The sequence below is a fragment of the Streptomyces sp. NPDC050418 genome, assembly GCF_044458745.1.
In the GTDB taxonomy this organism is placed as follows: Bacteria; Actinomycetota; Actinomycetes; order Streptomycetales; family Streptomycetaceae; genus Streptomyces.
On the sequence record NZ_JBITIG010000011.1, the window covers coordinates 31,664 to 47,968 of the forward strand.

The following is a 16,305-nucleotide window of genomic DNA, read 5'->3' on the forward strand; positions in this document are numbered from 1 at the left end:
CCCGATGCGTACGCTCTGTGCTTCCACTCTGATCGGTGAGTTCTTCATCATCGGTTTCGCGGGCCTTGTCGCCATGAAGGACCCTGACCTGTCGCAGGGCACGGTGTGGACCGTCTGCGGTATCGCGATGGTCCTGTCCGTGCTGCTGTGCGGAATGATCACGCGGCCCGGCGGCGTCCAGCTCGGCTGGGCGCTGCAGATCGCGCTGATCGCCTCGGGCTTCATCGTGCCGACGATGTTCTTCCTCGGCGCGTGCTTCGCGGCGCTGTGGGGTGTGTCGGTGCACTTCGGCCGCAAGGTCGACGAGGCGAAGGCACGGTTCGCGGCCCAGCAGGCGGCAGGGGCGGACCCGGCCTGACAGGGGAGCGCAGGCGGGCCCGCAGGCGCCCCGGCCATGGCCTCCCCGTGACTCCTAGTAGTCTCAAAGGTCCGCACGCCGCCGTGAAGCCAAGGAGCCGCACACCATGACCCAGCGCACCCTCGTCCTGCTGAAGCCGGACGCCGTCCGCCGTTCGCTGGTGGGCGAGATCCTCAGCCGTATCGAGCGCAAGGCCGGCTGGCAGATCACCGCGCTGGAGCTGCGTTCGCTGAGCCAGGACGTCCTGGAGCAGCACTACGGCGAGCACAAGGGCAAGCCGTTCTACGAGCCGCTCGTCGCGTTCATGTCCTCGGGCCCGGTCGTCGCGCTCGTCGTCGAGGGCGAGCGGGTCATCGAGGGCGTCCGCGCCCTGGCCGGCCCCACCGACCCGATCGCCGCCGCCCCGGGTTCGATCCGCGGCGACTTCGGCAGCATCGTGCGCGAGAACCTGATCCACGCCTCGGACTCCGAGGACTCCGCCGAGCGCGAGCTCAAGATCTTCTTCCCGGGTCTGGCGTAACCTTCCGGGCAAGTACCGGCTTTGTTGCCAGGGGGCGGCCGCTCAGCAGGCGGTCGCCCCTTTGGCATATGCAAGCCGATTGGGGGAACGCATCCTTCCGTCGGCTCGTCCCCATTAGCGGGGCGGCGCATCGTCTGCTGACAATGGCGAAGACCCCCGCACCGTGTCCGTGCAGGCGAGACTACGATGGAGCCTCCACGCCGCAGTGCCCACCGTGCCGACCTGACAAGCCATCAATGCACCATTTTGGGAAGGCCAGACGCTCCTGATGGGAACCAATATGTCGTTCATCGGCCGTGACATGGCTGTCGACCTCGGGACCGCCAACACGCTGGTGTACGTCAGGGGCCGAGGGATCGTACTCAACGAGCCGTCCGTGGTCGCGATCAACACGAACACCGGCGGGATCCTCGCGGTCGGCGCCGAGGCGAAGAAGATGATCGGCCGCACCCCTGGCAACATCGTCGCGGTCCGCCCGCTCAAGGACGGCGTCATCGCCGACTTCGAGATCACCGAGCGGATGCTCCGCTACTTCATCCTCAAGGTCCACAAGCGCCGTTACCTGGCCCGCCCGCGCGTGGTCGTCTGTGTGCCGAGCGGTATCACGGGCGTCGAGCGCCGTGCGGTCATCGAGGCGTCGACGCAGGCCGGCGCCCGCCAGGTGCACATCATCGAGGAGCCCATGGCCGCGGCCATCGGCTCGGGCCTCCCGGTCCACGAGGCCACCGGCAACATGGTGGTCGACATCGGCGGCGGCACCACCGAAGTCGCCGTGATCTCCCTGGGAGGAATCGTCACGGCACAGTCGATCCGGGTCGCCGGCGACGAGCTGGACAACGCGATCATCCAGCACATCAAGAAGGAGTACAGCCTCCTTCTCGGTGAGCGCACCGCCGAGCAGATCAAGATCACGATCGGTTCGGCCTACGACATGGACAAGGACGAGCACACCGAGATCCGCGGCCGTGACCTGGTCTCGGGCCTGCCCAAGACCGTGGTGATCTCCGCGGCCGAGGTGCGCAAGGCCATCGAGGAGCCGGTCAACTCGATCGTGGACGCGGTCAAGACCACCCTCGACAAGTGCCCGCCGGAGCTCTCCGGCGACGTGATGGACCGCGGCATCGTCCTCACCGGCGGCGGCGCCATGCTCCGCGGCCTCGACGAGCGGCTCCGCCGCGAGACGGGCATGCCGATCCACATCGCCGAGGACCCGCTGGACTCGGTGGCGCTCGGCTCCGGAAAGTGCGTCGAGGAGTTCGAGGCACTGCAGCAGGTGCTCGACGCCTCGCCGCGCAGATGACGTAAATTTCGCCGATCCGCCGTCCGAGGCTGCCACTTCGGGCGGCGGATCGTTGATATAGACGCAAGACTACAAACCAATAGAAAACGGCAAGACAGACCATTCCAATGAGGAAGGCACGGCCGCCGCACGTGAGGGACACACGAGAGAGCCGGCTGCTCCTGGTGCTGCTGATCGCCATCGCGTTCGCACTGATCACGGTGGACATCAGAGGGGGCGAGGAGTCTCCGGTCGACGGTGCCCGGCAGGCCGCCGCGACCGTCTTCGGTCCGGTGGAGAACGGGGTATCGGCCGCGGTCGACCCGGTCGGCAACGCCATAAAGGCCATCCGGGAGTCCGGCGACCGCCACGACCGGATCAGCGCGCTGGAGCGCGAGAACGCGGCGCTGAAGACGAAGCTCGGCAGCGACGACCGCAACCGCAGCCGCGTCCGCCAGCTCGACAAGATGCTGAAGACGGCCGGCGCGGGACAGTACGGGATCAAGGGCGCGCAGGTCATCGGCATAGGAGCGGCCCAGGGCTTCTCCTGGACCGTGACCATCGACGCCGGCGCGGGCGACGGCATCAAGCGCGACATGACGGTGCTCAACGGCGACGGTCTCGTCGGCCGCGTCACCACCGTCGGCCCCAGCACCTCCACGGTGCTCCTCGCCAGCGACCCGGACTTCACGGTCGGCACGCGCCTGGAGTCCAGTGACGAGCTCGGCTTCGCCACCGGCCAGGGCGACCGCCCGCTGTCGGTGCAGATGCTCAACGGCAAGGCCAAGGTCAAGAAGGGCGACCGTATGGTCACCTTCGGCTCGCAGTCCGACAAGCCCTTCGTGCCGGGCGTACCGATCGGCGAGGTCGTCAAGATCGACCCGTCCGACGGCGGTCTCACCCGGACCGTGCACCTGAAGCCGTACGTCGGCTTCACCCAGCTCGACATCGTCGGCGTCGTCGTCGAGGCCCCGCGCACCGACCCGCGCGACAAGGTGCTCCCCGAGCCGGTCAAGCCCAAGCCGACCCCGACCGTGACGGTCACCGTGACCCCGAACGCGAACGGTGAACTCCCGGCCGACGGCGAGGAAGCGGCCGCCGGTGAGAACGCGGACGCCGAGGACGCCGCAGGCGGCGACGAACCCGCCGTCGGCGAGAGCCAGGCGCCCGACGCACGACGGAACGACCAGGAGTAACTGCCATGCGCTTCAACCGGATGCTCCTGTCGGTCACCCTCGTGGTCGTCGCCCTCGTCGTCCAGGTCAGCGTGCTGGCCCGGCTCCATCTCCCGGGCGCCGTCCCGGACCTGCTGCTGCTCACCGTCCTCGGTCTCGCGCTCGTGTACGGGCACGTCGGCGGCTGCCTCGTCGGCTTCGGCGCGGGCCTGCTCGCCGACCTCGCACCGCCCGCCGACCACGCGGCCGGCCGCTACGCCCTGGTCCTCTGCGTCATCGGCTACCTCGCCGGTCTCGTACGGCCCGAGAGCGGCCAGGTCCGTACCGCCACCGGACCCATGGCGGTCGTGGTCGGCGCGGCCATCGGCTCCACGCTGCTGTACGCGGGCGTCGGCGCCCTCGTCGGCGACACCGCCGCCCGCCATGTCGGCCTCGGCGGCCTGCTGTTCAGCGCCACGCTCTACGACCTGCTGCTCGCCCCGTTCGTCGTGCCGGGCGTGATGTGGCTCGCCAGACGCGCGGAGAACGATCCGCTGGCCGAGACCGGCGGCGGCTCCGCCAAGGCGGGCAACGTCGCCTCCGGCTGGCTCTCCTCCGGCACGGGGCTGCGGATCGGCAGCCAGCGCGGTGGATTCCGTATGAAGGCGGGCAAGGCCCGGGTCGCCAGGGCCGGGAAGATCAAGGGGGTCAAGCGCCTGTGACGAACATTCCGGAGACAGGCAGGACACCCCGGGTCCAGATCCGCCTGATCATCCTGCAGATCCTCGTACTCTCCCTCCTCCTCACCCTCGGCGGCCGCCTCTGGTACCTCCAGGTGCGCAACGGCGACGAGTACGCCGACGAGGCCAACGGCAACCACGTCCAGCGCGTCGTCCAGCCCGCCGTGCGCGGCTCGATCCTCGACGCGCGCGGAGTGCCGCTCGCCGACAACCAGACCCGGCTCGTGGTCTCCGCCTCGCGCACCGAGCTGATGAAGATGAAGGACGACGGCGACGCGGTGCTCACGCGCCTCGCCGACGTCCTCGGCATGGCGCCCAAGGAAGTCGCCGACAAGGTCAGGCTCTGCGACTCCGAGACCCCGCAGCCCTGCTGGAACGGTTCGCCGTACCAGCCCATCCCGATCACCGACGAGGCCACGCCCAAGCAGGCGCTGCAGATCCGCGAGCGCGCCGAGGACTTCCCCGGCATCACCGCCGAACCGACCGCAGTGCGCCGCTACACCGCGCCCGGCAGCGCGAAGACCTCGCAGGTCCTCGGCTATCTCTCGCCCGTCACGGACGAGGAGATCCAGGGCGCCAAGGACTCCGACTCGCCGTATCTGCGCAGCGACCAGGTCGGCCGCTCGGGCCTGGAGCGCACCTACGACAAGCAGTTGCGCGGCAAGGCCGGCGTCACCGCGTACGAGGTCGACAAGCTGGGCCGGGTCATGCGCCAGACGCAGGCCGAGCCCGCGGTGCCCGGCGCGAACGTCGTCACCAGCATCGACGCACGCGTGCAGCGCGTCGCCGAGTACGAGCTCAACGAGGCGATGAAGGCCGCCCGCAAGGAGTACGACGACAACACGAGCATGAACTACAAGGCCGACTCGGGCGCTGTCGTCGTGATGGAGTCCAAGACCGGCCGGATCGTCGCCATGGCCTCCAACCCGGACTACGACCCGAACGCCTGGGTCGGCGGCATCTCCGGCAAGGACTACACGAAGCTCACCAGCAAGAAGTCCAACTTCCCGCTGCTGAACCGGGCCATCCAGGGCCAGGCGGCCCCCGGCTCGATCTTCAAGGTCATCCCGACCACCGCGGCGGTCAACGCCGGGTACGACTTCAACGGGCGCTACCCCTGCCCGAGCTCGTACTCGATCGGCGGCCAGGTCTTCAAGAACTTCGAGTCCCAGGGCCACGGCAGCATCACCCTCGGCCAGGCCCTCGAGGTCTCCTGCGACACCGTCTACTACGCGCTCTCCCACCAGCAGTGGCAGAAGGACGGCGGCAACAAGCCGAGGAAGAACGCCAAGGACTGGTTCTACAAGACCGCCCACCAGTTCGGCCTCGGCAAGGAGACCGGCATCGACCTGCCCAACGAGGTCACCGGCCGCGTCCCCGACCGCCAGTGGAAGAAGGACTACTGGGCGGCCAACAAGGACGCCTGGTGCAAGCAGGGCAAGAAGTCCGGCGACTACACCGAGCGCATCGCGTACGAGAACTGCCTCGAAGGCATGAAGATGCGCGCCGGTGACTCCGTCAACTACTCGATCGGCCAGGGCGACACCCTCGTCACGCCGATCCAGATGGCCACCATCTACGCGGCCATCTCCAACGGCGGCACGCTCTACGACCCCTCGGTCGGCAAGGCGGTCATCAGCCCCGACGGCAAGCAGATCGAGGAGATCAAGCCCGAGTCGCACGGCAAGCTGCCGATGAACGCGAAGACGCAGGACTTGATAAACGATGCCCTCGCGGGAGTCGCCACCCGCGGTACCGCCGCCTGGAGGTTCGGCGGCTGGCCGCAGGACAAGATCCCGATGCACGCCAAGACGGGTACCGCCGAGGTCTACGGCAAGCAGACGACCTCCTGGTTCGCCACGTACACCGAGGACTACACGATCGTGATGACCATCGCGCAGGGCGGTACGGGCTCCGGTGCCTCGGGCCCCGCCGTGCGCAAGATCTACGACGCGATGTACGGGCTCGACGCCGACGGCAACCAGGACCTCAAGAAGGCCCTGCTGCCCAAGCCGCAGAAGACCCTGCCGAAGATCGAGACCGACGGCTCCATCGACGCGCCCAAGGTGAAGCCCTACCAGCCCAACAAGCCGGACAAGCCGGACGAGCAGGAGCTCGCGGCGGCGCTCACCCCGGGGAGGCGCGACTGATGGGCGGCTTCTCCGTCTCCGGATACGGGCCCGAGCGCGGCACCATGTCGAAGCTGTTCGCGCGTGACTCCCTCGCGCGCCGGCTCGACTGGCCGATACTGCTCGCCACGCTCGCCCTCTCGGTGATCGGCTCCGCGCTGGTCTACTCGGCCACGCGCAACCGCACCGAACTCGTCGGCGACGACCCGTACGCGTACGTGCTCAAGCATGTGATGAACGTCGGTATCGGCATCGGCCTGATGATCGGCACCATCTGGCTCGGCCACCGCACCCTGCGCACCGCCGTCCCGATCCTGTACGGCGTCTCGGTGTTCCTCGTCCTCCTGGTCCTCACCCCGCTCGGCACCACCATCAACGGGGCGCACGCGTGGCTGGACCTCGGCGGGCTCTCGCTGCAGCCCTCGGAGTTCGTGAAGATCACGATCATCCTCGGGATGGCGATGCTGCTCGCCGCGCGCGTGGACGCCGGCGACCGCGAGCACCCCGACCACCGCACGGTCGTGCAGGCCCTCGGCCTGGCCGCCGTCCCGATAATGATCACGATGCTGATGCCGGACCTCGGCTCGGTCATGGTGATGGCGATGATCGTCCTCGGGGTGCTGCTCGCCTCCGGCGCCTCCAACCGCTGGATCGCCGGACTGCTCGGCGCGGGCGCGGCCGGCGCCCTCGCCGTCTGGCAGCTCGGAGTCCTCGACGACTACCAGATCGCCCGCTTCGCGGCCTTCGCCAACCCCGCACTCGACCCCGCGGGCGTCGGCTACAACACCAACCAGGCCCGTATCGCCATCGGTTCCGGCGGCCTCACCGGCTCCGGGCTCGGCAACGGCTCGCAGACCACCGGCCAGTTCGTGCCCGAGCAGCAGACCGACTTCATCTTCACGGTCGCCGGTGAGGAGCTCGGCTTCCTCGGTGCGGGCCTGATCATCCTGCTGCTCGGTGTCGTGCTGTGGCGCGCCTGCCGCATCGCCCGCGAGACCACCGAGCTGTACGGGACGATCGTGGCCGCGGGGATCATCGCCTGGTTCGCTTTCCAGGCCTTCGAGAACATCGGGATGACCCTCGGCATCATGCCGGTCGCCGGTCTGCCGCTGCCGTTCGTGTCGTACGGCGGTACGTCGATGTTCGCGGTGTGGATCGCGATCGGGCTGCTGCAGTCGATCCGGGTGCAGAAGCCGATGTCGGCCTGACCCCGCCGCGGGGGAGGTTCACCGTGGCGGCCTGCTGCCGAGAACCTCCCCGCGGAAGACACCTTCCGTTCACGCAGGCGCAAACGGCCTCTGGTTTGCGTCACGATTCGCGTCTAGATTCAGGGAATGGCGGAGACGAAGCGCGAGATCGAGCGGAAGTACGAAGCCGGACCGGGCGGAAAGCTGCCCGACCTGTCGAAGGTCAAGGGCGTCTCGTCCGTCATCGACAAAGGGCTCACCGCGCTCGACGCCACGTACTACGACACCGCCGACCTCCGCCTCGCCGCCGCCTCCCGCACCCTGCGCCGCCGCACCGGCGGCGACGACGCCGGCTGGCATCTGAAACTGCCCGTCGCGGAAGGCATCCGCGACGAGGTCCACGCACCCCTCTCCGCCGCCGTGCCGCGCGCCCTCGCCGGTCTCGTCCGCTCCCGGGTCCGCGGCCAGGACCTGATACCGGTCGTCCGGCTGCGCTCCGACCGCGCCATCCGCCACCTCGTCGACGCCGACGGCACCCTGCTCGCCGAAGTCAGTGTCGACGCCGTACAGGCCGACCGGCTCACCGAAGGCGGCGGCAGCACGACCTGGACGGAGATCGAGGTCGAACTGGCCGAAGGCGCCGACCCCGCCGTCCTCGACAAGGTCGAGAAGCGCCTGCGCAAGGCGGGCATCGAGCCCGCCGCGGCCGCCTCCAAGCTGGCCCGCGCCCTCGCCGAGACCGGCCTGCCCGCCGTCCCCGTCACGCCCGCGCCCGCCGCCCCCGTCACCGCCGGCGACCACGTCCTCGCCTACGTCCGCGAACAGCGCGACGCCCTCGTCGCGCTCGACCCCGCCGTACGCCAGGACCAGCCCGACTCCGTTCACCAGATGCGCGTCGCCACCCGCCGTATGCGCAGCGCCTTCCGCTCGTACGGGAAGATCCTCGACCGGACCGTCACCGACCCGATCGGTGAGGAACTCAAGTGGCTGGCAGGCGAGTTGGGCCTCGACCGGGACCGTGAGGTGCTCACCGAACGCATCCACGCCGCCGTCGCCGAACTGCCGCGCCAGCTCACCGCCGGACCCGTCCGCACCCGGCTGCGCACCTGGTCCACGGCCCGCCGCAGCGGCACCAAGCGGCATGTCACCGCCGTGCTCGACGGCCGGCGCTACCTCGCGCTGCTCGACACCCTCGACGCGCTGCTCGCCGGCCCGCCGCTGCGGCCCGCCGCCGGCAAGGCACCCGCCGACGTCCTGCCCCGCGCGGTCCTGAACGACTACCGCAAGCTCACCGGCTTCGTGCACGAAGCCCTCGGCGAGGCCGCGCCGGCCGAACGCGACCTCGCGATGCACGAGGCCCGCAAGAAGGCCAAGCGCACCCGGTACGCCGCCGAGGCCGCGACCCCCGCGCTCGGGAAGCCCGCCAAGCGGATGGCCGGCTACGCGAAGTCCCTGCAGACCCTCCTCGGCGAACACCAGGACAGCGTGATGTGCCGCCAGGCCCTGCGCGAGATCGCGGCCCAGGCCCAGGCGGCCGGCGAGAGCTCCTTCACGTACGGCCTGCTCTACGGGCGCGAAGAGCGGATCGCGGCCGACTGCGAGCGCGATCTGCCCGCGCTGAGCCCCGACGAGCACCCCGAATACGCCTCCGACCTGGAGGAAGTCAAGTAACCGCACGGGACGGGTTAGGCTGGAGGGTCACCCCTGCCAGCTCATCGAAGGTCTCCCTGATGTCTGTCGAGTCCGTCTTCCCTCAGCTTGAGGCGCTGCTGCCGCATGTGCAGAAGCCCATCCAGTACGTGGGTGGAGAGCTGAACTCCACCGTCAAGCCGTGGGAAGAGTGCGACGTCCGCTGGGCGCTGATGTACCCGGACGCATACGAGGTCGGTCTGCCCAACCAGGGCGTCATGATCCTCTACGAGGTACTGAACGAGCGCGAGGGTGTCCTCGCCGAGCGCACCTACAGCGTGTGGCCCGACCTCGAAGAGCTGATGCGCAAGCACGACGTGCCGCAGTTCACCGTGGACTCGCACCGCCCGGTGAAGGCCTTCGACGTGTTCGGCCTGTCCTTCTCCACGGAGCTGGGCTACACCAACATGCTCACGGCCCTCGACCTGGCGGGCATCCCGCTCCTGTCGCGCGAGCGTGGCCTCGACGACCCGATCGTCCTCGCGGGCGGCCACGCGGCCTTCAACCCCGAGCCGATCGCGGACTTCATCGACGCGGCGATCATCGGCGACGGCGAGCAGGCCGTGCTCGACATGACCGAGATCATCCGCGCCTGGAAGGCCGAGGGCCGGCCCGGCGGCCGCGAGGAGGTCCTCCTCCGCCTCGCCAAGACCGGCAGCGTCTACATCCCGGCGTTCTACGACGTCGAGTATCTGCCCGACGGCCGCATCGGCCGCGTCGTGCCCAACCGCTCGGGCGTGCCGTGGCGCGTCTCGAAGCACACGGTGATGGACCTCGACGAGTGGCCCTACCCCAAGCAGCCCCTCGTACCGCTCGCCGAGACCGTCCACGAGCGCATGTCCGTCGAGATCTTCCGCGGCTGCACCCGCGGCTGCCGCTTCTGCCAGGCAGGCATGATCACGCGCCCCGTGCGGGAGCGAAGCATCACCGGCATCGGCGAAATGGTGGACAAGGGCCTCAAGGCCACGGGCTTCGAGGAGGTCGGCCTGCTCTCGCTCTCCTCCGCGGACCACTCGGAGATCGGCGACATCGCCAAGGGCCTCGCGGACCGCTACGAGGAAGACAAGATCGGCCTCTCCCTTCCCTCCACCCGCGTGGACGCCTTCAACGTGGACCTCGCCAACGAGCTGACCCGCAACGGGCGCCGCTCGGGCCTCACCTTCGCCCCCGAGGGCGGCAGTGAGCGCATGCGCAAGGTCATCAACAAGATGGTCTCGGAAGAGGACCTGATCCGTACGGTCGCGACCGCGTACGGCAACGGCTGGCGTCAGGTGAAGCTCTACTTCATGTGCGGCCTGCCCACCGAGACCGACGAGGACGTCCTCCAGATCGCCGACATGGCCACGTCCGTGATCGGCAAGGGCCGCGAGGTCTCCGGCAAGAACGACATCCGCGCCACGGTCTCCATCGGCGGCTTCGTCCCCAAGCCCCACACCCCGTTCCAGTGGGCCCCGCAGCTCAGCGCGCAGGAGACGGACGAGCGCCTCGGCAAGCTCCGCGACAAGATCCGCGGCGACAAGAAGTACGGCCGCTCCATCGGCTTCCGCTACCACGACGGCAAGCCCGGCATCGTCGAGGGCCTCCTGTCCCGCGGCGACCGCCGCATCGGCGACGTCATCCGCGCGGTCTACGAGGACGGCGGCCGCTTCGACGGCTGGCGCGAACACTTCTCGTACGACCGCTGGATGCGCTGCGCCGACCAGGCCCTGGCCCCGTACGGCGTCGACGTCGACTGGTACACGACCCGCGAGCGCACCTACGAGGAGGTCCTGCCCTGGGACCACCTGGACTCGGGCCTCGACAAGGACTGGCTCTGGGAGGACTGGCAGGACGCCCTCGACGAGACGGAGGTCGAGGACTGCCGCTGGACTCCTTGCTTCGACTGCGGGGTGTGTCCGCAGATGGATACACACATCCAGGTCGGGCCGACCGGGAAGAAGCTGCTGCCGCTGTCGGTGGTGAAGTAGCCGGACCGGATCACTGTGCTACGACCGCGACTTCGAGACCATGGCATGGATCGCGGAATGCGGCGCAGCAACGTCACGCGGGACGACGGCACGTGGGTGGGACTGTCCCTGAGCGCGCAGGGCACCCACCAGCCGGGGCTGTGCGTGTTCAGTGCCGGGAAGCACCTCTTGGTCTCCCAGTCGGGGAGCCCGGTTCTGCTCGCCGTCGTCGACGAGCAGCTTCAGGGCGTGGACTTCTGGCGCACCGATGACTATCGCTCTTTCGTCCCGCCGCTGCGCGCTGACGCAGGACGCGCGTTGGCGGGCAGCGCGCAACGCTGGGCTCACCGCTTTGCGCAGGATCTCGCGGGCTCCCCGGGCAGCCCTCTGCACGAGGGCCGGTGGCTGCTCTCGTGCGAGAGCCGGCTTCTGAGAGGTCGCCACCCCGACGATTCGCATGCAGAACACTGGAGTTCACTGCTCGTCGACTGCCACCCGGACGGATACCTCGACTGGCACATCCATTCCTACGCGTGGCAGGTCCTCCCGTTGCGGCCGATGCCCGATGCGGAGGACAGCCGGGTCAAGGCGTATCGCAAACAGGCTCGTGAAGGCACGCTTGCGCCCGTTCTGCTGTGGTGGGTCAGTGGCCTGGACTGCCATCTGATCCTGGACGGTCACGCGCGGCTCGCCGCGGCGATCGCCGAGTCCGTCGAGCCTCCACTGCTGCAGTTGCACCGTACGGCGCCAAATGACGACGTGGCCGCGGGGACCGACGAAGCCGTGAGCTCGTACGAGCGCGAACTCGAGCGTTTCGCGGAACTTCGGGCCGTGCATGGTCCCTCGGTCCCGGACGGTGCCGCCACGGCCGGCCCGCAGCTCGCGCGCCGCCTCCACGACCTGAGGACTGCGCTTCGGCCGACCTGGGCCTGGCCCCTGCCCGGTGGCGAAGAGAGATGGCGTGGCATCGCACGCGAAGCGACTGCAGGGCGATGGCCTTGATCTCCGGTTGGACGTCGTTCGGCGCCATTCATCTGCCACTGCCCTTCGGTCGTTTGGTGGCTCAGTCGCTCAGGGCGAGCCGGACGCCGAAGGCGCCGATGGCCATTCCCGCGATGCGGTCGAGCCACCGGCGTGCGACGTCCCGGCGAAGCCAGTCCCGCAGCACGCGGGCGAATCCGATGAGGACGCAGGACCAGAGGATGCCGAGCACGCAGTGGACGCCCGCCAGCAGGATGCCCATGCCGAGCGGGGAGGCGTCCGTGGGGATGAACTGCGGCAGCACGGCGACGTAGAAGGCGCCCACCTTGGGATTGAGGACATTGGTCAGCGCGCCCTGACGCCAGCCCCGCAGGAGTGAGTCCGGGGTGGTGTCCGGGGCTTGTGGGTTCGCGTTCCCGTGCGGTGCACGGCCGTTCACGGACGGGCGGCGGGCCGCCCAGAGCATTCGGGCCGCCATCCACACCAGGTAGGCGGCGCCGGCCCAGCGCAGGAGCGTGTACGCGAAGTGGGATGCGGTCAGGAGCGCGGTCACGCCGAGGGAGCTGAGCATGCCCCAGGCGAGGGTTCCGGTCTGGATGCCGAGCATCACACCCCAGGCGCCGCGCCGTTGGCCGAGCGCCGCCGTCCGCAGGATGAGCAGGGTGTCGAGGCCGGGTGTGAGGGTCAGCAGGCCGACGATCAGGGTGAAGCCCCACAGAGCGGAGAGGTCGATCATGTGGGGTGATTCTATGGCCGGGCCGGCGCGCAACTCCAGAAATCTGCCCGGTATCGGGCACTGCCAACGGCTCGGGAAAGGTGGTGGCTTCGGATGCGGCAGGGCAGGCAGACTGCGGGGTCATGAACCTCCACGTACGCGGGACCATCTTGCCCGACGGTGTGACCCGGGATCTGTGGGTGCTGGGCGACCGGATCACCTTTGAGCGGCCTCGGGTGGAATCGGAGACGGTGGCCCGTGGCGGGTTCGTGCTGCCCGGGCTGGTGGATGTGCATACGCATCCCGGTGCCGCCGAAGACGGTGGCTTCGACGGGGAGTTGTTCGGCGAGCAGGTGGCCGCGCACCGGGAGGCCGGGACCGCTCTGCTGCGGTTTCCTGGGTTGAGCGGGACTGTGCCGGATGCCGTGCGGGAGGCGGTGGGCGCGCCGAGGATGATCACCGCCGGACGGTGGCTGGCCTGGGCCGGGCTGTCGCGGAAGGCCGAATTCCACACCGTCACCGAGGAGTTGGCGCAGGCCGCCGCTGCGGAGGCGGTGGCCCATGACGGCTGGTGCAAGATCATGGGGGACTGGGACTTCGAGGCTCCGCCCGTGCCGTACGACGTGATGCGGGCCGTCGTCGAGGCGGTGCATGCCGTGGGTGGGCGGGTGGCCGCGCACTGTCAGTCGGCGGACGGGGTGCTGAACGCCGCGCGGGCCGGGATCGACTCCATCGAGCACGGGATGGGGATGCCGGAGGAGAGTCTGGGGTTCATGGCCGCCAACGGGGCTGCGTACGTTCCGACGTTGACTGCTTTCGCGGGCAGTCGTGCCGAGGTCGCCGCGCGTGGCACCGCCCGCTCCCGGGTCTGGCTGGCCGGGCACGACACGATGATCCGGCGGGTAGGAGAAGCGCACGACGCCGGGGTGACGGTGCTCGCGGGGACGGATTCGGCGCCGTTCGGGAACGTGGCGAGCGAGGTCGGGCATCTGGTCGCCGCCGGGCTTCCGGCCGATGTGGCGGTGGGGGCGGCGAGTTGGCGCGCGCGGGAGTTTCTCGGGCTGCCGGGGATCGAGGAGGGCGGCCTCGCCGATCTGACGGTGTACGAGGCGGATCCGCGGCGTGAGCCGGCGGTGCTGGCGCATCCGCGGCGGATCGTGGTGCGAGGGCAGGTCGTGCGCTGATACTGCGGTTGATCCGCCCGATGCGCGGCCGCGCGCGTCCTTCCCAGCCGCCCAGGAGGCGGATCTCGCGGTCGGGGGTCCCACGCTTCGCGCCCCAACTCCGTGCCCGCGGCGGGAACATCGGGTGCGCGGCGAACGGCGGGGGTCCGAGATCGGGCACGGCGGCAAGCTGCGTTATTGGGTCGCAACACTGGAGGGGATCCGGGGCGGGCTCTGATGCGTCCTGTCAGGCATGGACCTTGAGAAGGCGCCCCAGGCGTCCCCGTCCCGGGCGACCCCGGCGCCGCCGCCCCCGCGTGAGCCCGAGGGCTGTATCGCCGCGGCGGTACGTATTCCCGTACGGATCGTCGTGCTGGTGCTCGTCGTACCCGTACGCATCGCGTGGGACGCGCTGGTCGTGGCCGGGAAGTTCCTGCAGCGGACGGTGCTGCTGCCGGTCGGGCGGGGGATCGCCTGGCTCGGGCGGGTGCTGTTCGTCGTGCCCGCGATCTGGCTGTACGGGAACGTCCTCACCCCCATCGGGCACGGGATCGTCTGGCTGGGGCGGATGGCCGGGATCGGACTCGGCTGGCTCGGCAAGGCGCTGTTCGTCTGGCCGTGGGTCGCGCTGTGGACGTACGTCGTAGTGCCCGTGGCGCTAGGCGTCGGGTGGCTGCTGCACAAGGTGTTCGTGGTGCCGGCGGTCTGGCTGTACGTGAATGTCCTCACCCCGGTCGGCCACGGACTCGCCTGGCTGGGGCGGACGATCGGAGCCGGGTTCGCCTGGCTCGGGCGGATGCTCGGGGCCGGTCTCGGCTGGCTCGGCAAGGCCTTGTTCGTGTGGCCCTGGGTGGCGCTGTGGCAGTACGTGCTCGCGCCCGTCGGGCGAGGGCTGCTGTGGCTCGGGGCCGCGCTCATGACCGGGCTCGCGTGGCTGGGGCGGGTGCTGGTCGTGGTCCCCGCCGTGTGGCTGTACACGTACGTCCTCACCCCGGTCGGGCACGGGATCCTCTGGCTCGGGCGAGGCGTCCTGACCTTGCTGCGCTGGGTCTTCGTCGTACCCCTCGTCGCCCTGTGGCGCTGGGTGTTCGTGCCCCTCGGCAAGGGCATCGCCGTGGTCGCGCGTGAGATCGGGGACGCGCTGGGGCACGCCTGGCGGATCGCCGGACGGATCTCACGCGCCGTCGGACGGGCCCTCGGGACACTCCTGCGGTGGATCTTCGTGGAGCCGGTGCGCTGGGCGTACCGGAACGTCTTCACACCGGTCGGGCATTTCGTACGGGACGCGGTCTGGCGGCCCGTCGCCGGGGCCGTACGCGAAGCGGGGCGCACCGCGCGGAAGGCGCTGACCGCGGCCCGCGAGAGCGCCCGGCAGGCGCGGGCGGATTTCCGGCGGATGCTGTTCGGGGCGCCCCGGCAGGAGCCCGAGCCGATCCCCGTACAAAAGGCCCGGCGGGAACCGCGGGCGGCCCGGGCACGTACTCTAGGTAGCAGTACGACCGCACCTGCTCACCATCAGCCGCTGCCGAACGCGGCGGCGGTGAAGTTCACGAAGGACTGAGGACAACTGGGCAAGCGACAGCCCGAAGGCCCGCCGCCCGCACCCGCGGTGCAGCGCATCCGACTGCGCTACACCAAGCGCGGCCGCCTCCGGTTCACCAGCCACCGCGACTTCCAGCGCGCTTTCGAGCGTGCCCTGCGTCGCGCCGAGGTCCCCATGGCGTATTCGGCGGGCTTCACTCCGCACCCCAAGGTGTCCTACGCCAATGCCGCACCCACCGGCACGGGCAGCGAGGCCGAGTATCTGGAGATCGCTCTGACGGAGAAGCGCGACCCCGCGCAGCTCCGTGCCCTCCTCGACGAGTCGCTGCCCGACGGGCTCGACATCACCGAGGCGGTCGAGGCCCGTACCTCGGGTCTCGCGGACCGGCTGCAGGCCTCGGTCTGGGAGCTCCGGCTCGACGGCGTGGAGGCAGCGCAGGCCGAGGCCGCCGTGAAGGCGTTCCTCGAAGCCGAGACCGTCGAGGTCGGACGGCTCACGAAGAACGGCATGCGCACCTTCGACGCCCGCGGCGCCGTGGCCGCCCTGCAGGCACTCGACTCCCGGGCTGATAGGCCGGGGGCCGGGCCCTGTGCGATACTGCGGCTGGTTGTAAGGCATGCAACGCCTGCCGTACGACCCGACGACGTCCTGTCCGGTCTCCGAGCCGTAGCCGACTTGGTGCCGCCGGTCCCCGCAGCGGTGACCAGGCTGGCCCAGGGGCCTTTCGATGAGGAGTCCGGCACGGTCACCGACCCGCTCGCGCCCGACCGCGAGGCGGCCGCGTCCTCCACCCAAGAGGACGCAGAGCCGACCGCCGCGGCAGCGCAGAGCTAGGGCCACAGGCCCTAGAGGGAAGGTCCCGCGCAGGGACGGTCGTCGAAGCGCAGCCCTTGTACTCGGG

At 69.9% G+C, this 16,305-nt stretch carries 14 protein-coding genes; 13 read left to right on the forward strand and 1 reads right to left on the reverse strand.

The features are described from left to right. The first annotated feature begins 4 nt into the window (after nt 1-4). The 10 genes from ACIBI4_RS25815 to ACIBI4_RS25860 all read left to right on the forward strand — a co-directional run bounded on the left by ACIBI4_RS25815 (nt 5) and on the right by ACIBI4_RS25860 (nt 12,004). Nucleotides 5-358: a DUF4233 domain-containing protein gene (locus tag ACIBI4_RS25815; RefSeq protein ID WP_399206422.1), complete on the forward strand. Its 354-nt coding sequence runs from the start codon at nt 5-7 to the stop codon at nt 356-358. A 106-nt stretch (nt 359-464) separates the two neighbouring features. Then, nucleotides 465-878: a nucleoside-diphosphate kinase gene (ndk, locus tag ACIBI4_RS25820; RefSeq protein ID WP_399206423.1), complete on the forward strand. Its 414-nt coding sequence runs from the start codon at nt 465-467 to the stop codon at nt 876-878. Between the two features lie 280 nt (nt 879-1,158). Continuing rightward, a complete protein-coding gene (locus ACIBI4_RS25825) occupies nt 1,159-2,178 on the forward strand; it encodes a rod shape-determining protein (RefSeq protein ID WP_399206642.1) in 1,020 nt (339 codons plus the stop codon). Nucleotides 2,179-2,309: 131 nt separating this feature from the next. Continuing rightward, entirely contained in the window at nt 2,310-3,353 is a 1,044-nt protein-coding gene (gene mreC, locus ACIBI4_RS25830; protein WP_399206424.1) for a rod shape-determining protein MreC, read from the forward strand. A 5-nt stretch (nt 3,354-3,358) separates the two neighbouring features. Next, nucleotides 3,359-4,033 (forward strand): rod shape-determining protein MreD, encoded by a 675-nt coding sequence (mreD, locus tag ACIBI4_RS25835; protein WP_399206425.1) that lies wholly within the window; start codon nt 3,359-3,361, stop codon nt 4,031-4,033. Continuing rightward, complete coding sequence (gene mrdA, locus ACIBI4_RS25840; RefSeq protein WP_399206426.1) at nt 4,030-6,201, forward strand: penicillin-binding protein 2; 2,172 nt, start codon at nt 4,030-4,032, stop codon at nt 6,199-6,201. The genes mreD and mrdA overlap by 4 nt, the downstream gene beginning before the upstream one ends. Then, nucleotides 6,201-7,388: a rod shape-determining protein RodA gene (gene rodA / locus ACIBI4_RS25845; protein ID WP_399206427.1), complete on the forward strand. Its 1,188-nt coding sequence runs from the start codon at nt 6,201-6,203 to the stop codon at nt 7,386-7,388. Before mrdA ends, rodA begins: the two co-directional genes overlap by 1 nt. A 126-nt stretch (nt 7,389-7,514) precedes the next feature. After that, a complete protein-coding gene (locus ACIBI4_RS25850) occupies nt 7,515-9,038 on the forward strand; it encodes a CHAD domain-containing protein (protein ID WP_399206428.1) in 1,524 nt (507 codons plus the stop codon). A 59-nt stretch (nt 9,039-9,097) separates the two neighbouring features. Then, a complete protein-coding gene (locus tag ACIBI4_RS25855; RefSeq protein ID WP_399206429.1) occupies nt 9,098-11,023 on the forward strand; it encodes a TIGR03960 family B12-binding radical SAM protein in 1,926 nt (641 codons plus the stop codon). Between the two features lie 57 nt (nt 11,024-11,080). Next, nucleotides 11,081-12,004 (forward strand): hypothetical protein, encoded by a 924-nt coding sequence (locus ACIBI4_RS25860; protein ID WP_399206430.1) that lies wholly within the window; start codon nt 11,081-11,083, stop codon nt 12,002-12,004. A gap of 61 nt (nt 12,005-12,065) precedes the next feature. Here the strand turns inward: ACIBI4_RS25860 and ACIBI4_RS25865 are convergent, their stop codons facing one another. Further along, entirely contained in the window at nt 12,066-12,719 is a 654-nt protein-coding gene (locus ACIBI4_RS25865; protein WP_399206431.1) for a LysE family translocator, read from the reverse strand. A gap of 122 nt (nt 12,720-12,841) precedes the next feature. Between ACIBI4_RS25865 and ACIBI4_RS25870 the strand changes: the two genes are divergently transcribed. The 3 genes from ACIBI4_RS25870 to ACIBI4_RS25880 all read left to right on the forward strand — a co-directional run bounded on the left by ACIBI4_RS25870 (nt 12,842) and on the right by ACIBI4_RS25880 (nt 16,238). Beyond that, nucleotides 12,842-13,882, forward strand: coding sequence for an amidohydrolase family protein (locus ACIBI4_RS25870; RefSeq protein WP_399206432.1), 1,041 nt, complete (start codon nt 12,842-12,844; stop codon nt 13,880-13,882). Nucleotides 13,883-14,114: 232 nt separating this feature from the next. Continuing rightward, the gene (locus ACIBI4_RS25875; protein WP_399206433.1) at nt 14,115-15,422 is read left to right on the forward strand and encodes a hypothetical protein; all 1,308 of its coding nucleotides are present in this window, start codon (nt 14,115-14,117) and stop codon (nt 15,420-15,422) included. Nucleotides 15,423-15,470: 48 nt separating this feature from the next. Continuing rightward, nucleotides 15,471-16,238: a TIGR03936 family radical SAM-associated protein gene (locus ACIBI4_RS25880; protein ID WP_399206434.1), complete on the forward strand. Its 768-nt coding sequence runs from the start codon at nt 15,471-15,473 to the stop codon at nt 16,236-16,238. The last annotated feature ends 67 nt before the right edge of the window (nt 16,239-16,305 follow it).

Bases quoted from the DNA above. Each gene is read 5' to 3' on its own strand.
- ACIBI4_RS25815 (WP_399206422.1), top strand. From the start codon at position 5: ATGCGTACGCTCTGTGCTTCCACTCTGATCGGTGAGTTCTTCATCATC.
- ndk (WP_399206423.1), top strand. From the start codon at position 465: ATGACCCAGCGCACCCTCGTCCTGCTGAAGCCGGACGCCGTCCGCCGT.
- ACIBI4_RS25825 (WP_399206642.1), top strand. From the start codon at position 1,159: ATGTCGTTCATCGGCCGTGACATGGCTGTCGACCTCGGGACCGCCAAC.
- mreD (WP_399206425.1), top strand. From the start codon at position 3,359: ATGCGCTTCAACCGGATGCTCCTGTCGGTCACCCTCGTGGTCGTCGCC.
- rodA (WP_399206427.1), top strand. From the start codon at position 6,201: ATGGGCGGCTTCTCCGTCTCCGGATACGGGCCCGAGCGCGGCACCATG.
- ACIBI4_RS25850 (WP_399206428.1), top strand. From the start codon at position 7,515: ATGGCGGAGACGAAGCGCGAGATCGAGCGGAAGTACGAAGCCGGACCG.
- ACIBI4_RS25855 (WP_399206429.1), top strand. From the start codon at position 9,098: ATGTCTGTCGAGTCCGTCTTCCCTCAGCTTGAGGCGCTGCTGCCGCAT.
- ACIBI4_RS25860 (WP_399206430.1), top strand. From the start codon at position 11,081: ATGCGGCGCAGCAACGTCACGCGGGACGACGGCACGTGGGTGGGACTG.
- ACIBI4_RS25865 (WP_399206431.1), bottom strand. From the start codon at position 12,719: ATGATCGACCTCTCCGCTCTGTGGGGCTTCACCCTGATCGTCGGCCTG.
- ACIBI4_RS25870 (WP_399206432.1), top strand. From the start codon at position 12,842: ATGAACCTCCACGTACGCGGGACCATCTTGCCCGACGGTGTGACCCGG.
- ACIBI4_RS25875 (WP_399206433.1), top strand. From the start codon at position 14,115: ATGGACCTTGAGAAGGCGCCCCAGGCGTCCCCGTCCCGGGCGACCCCG.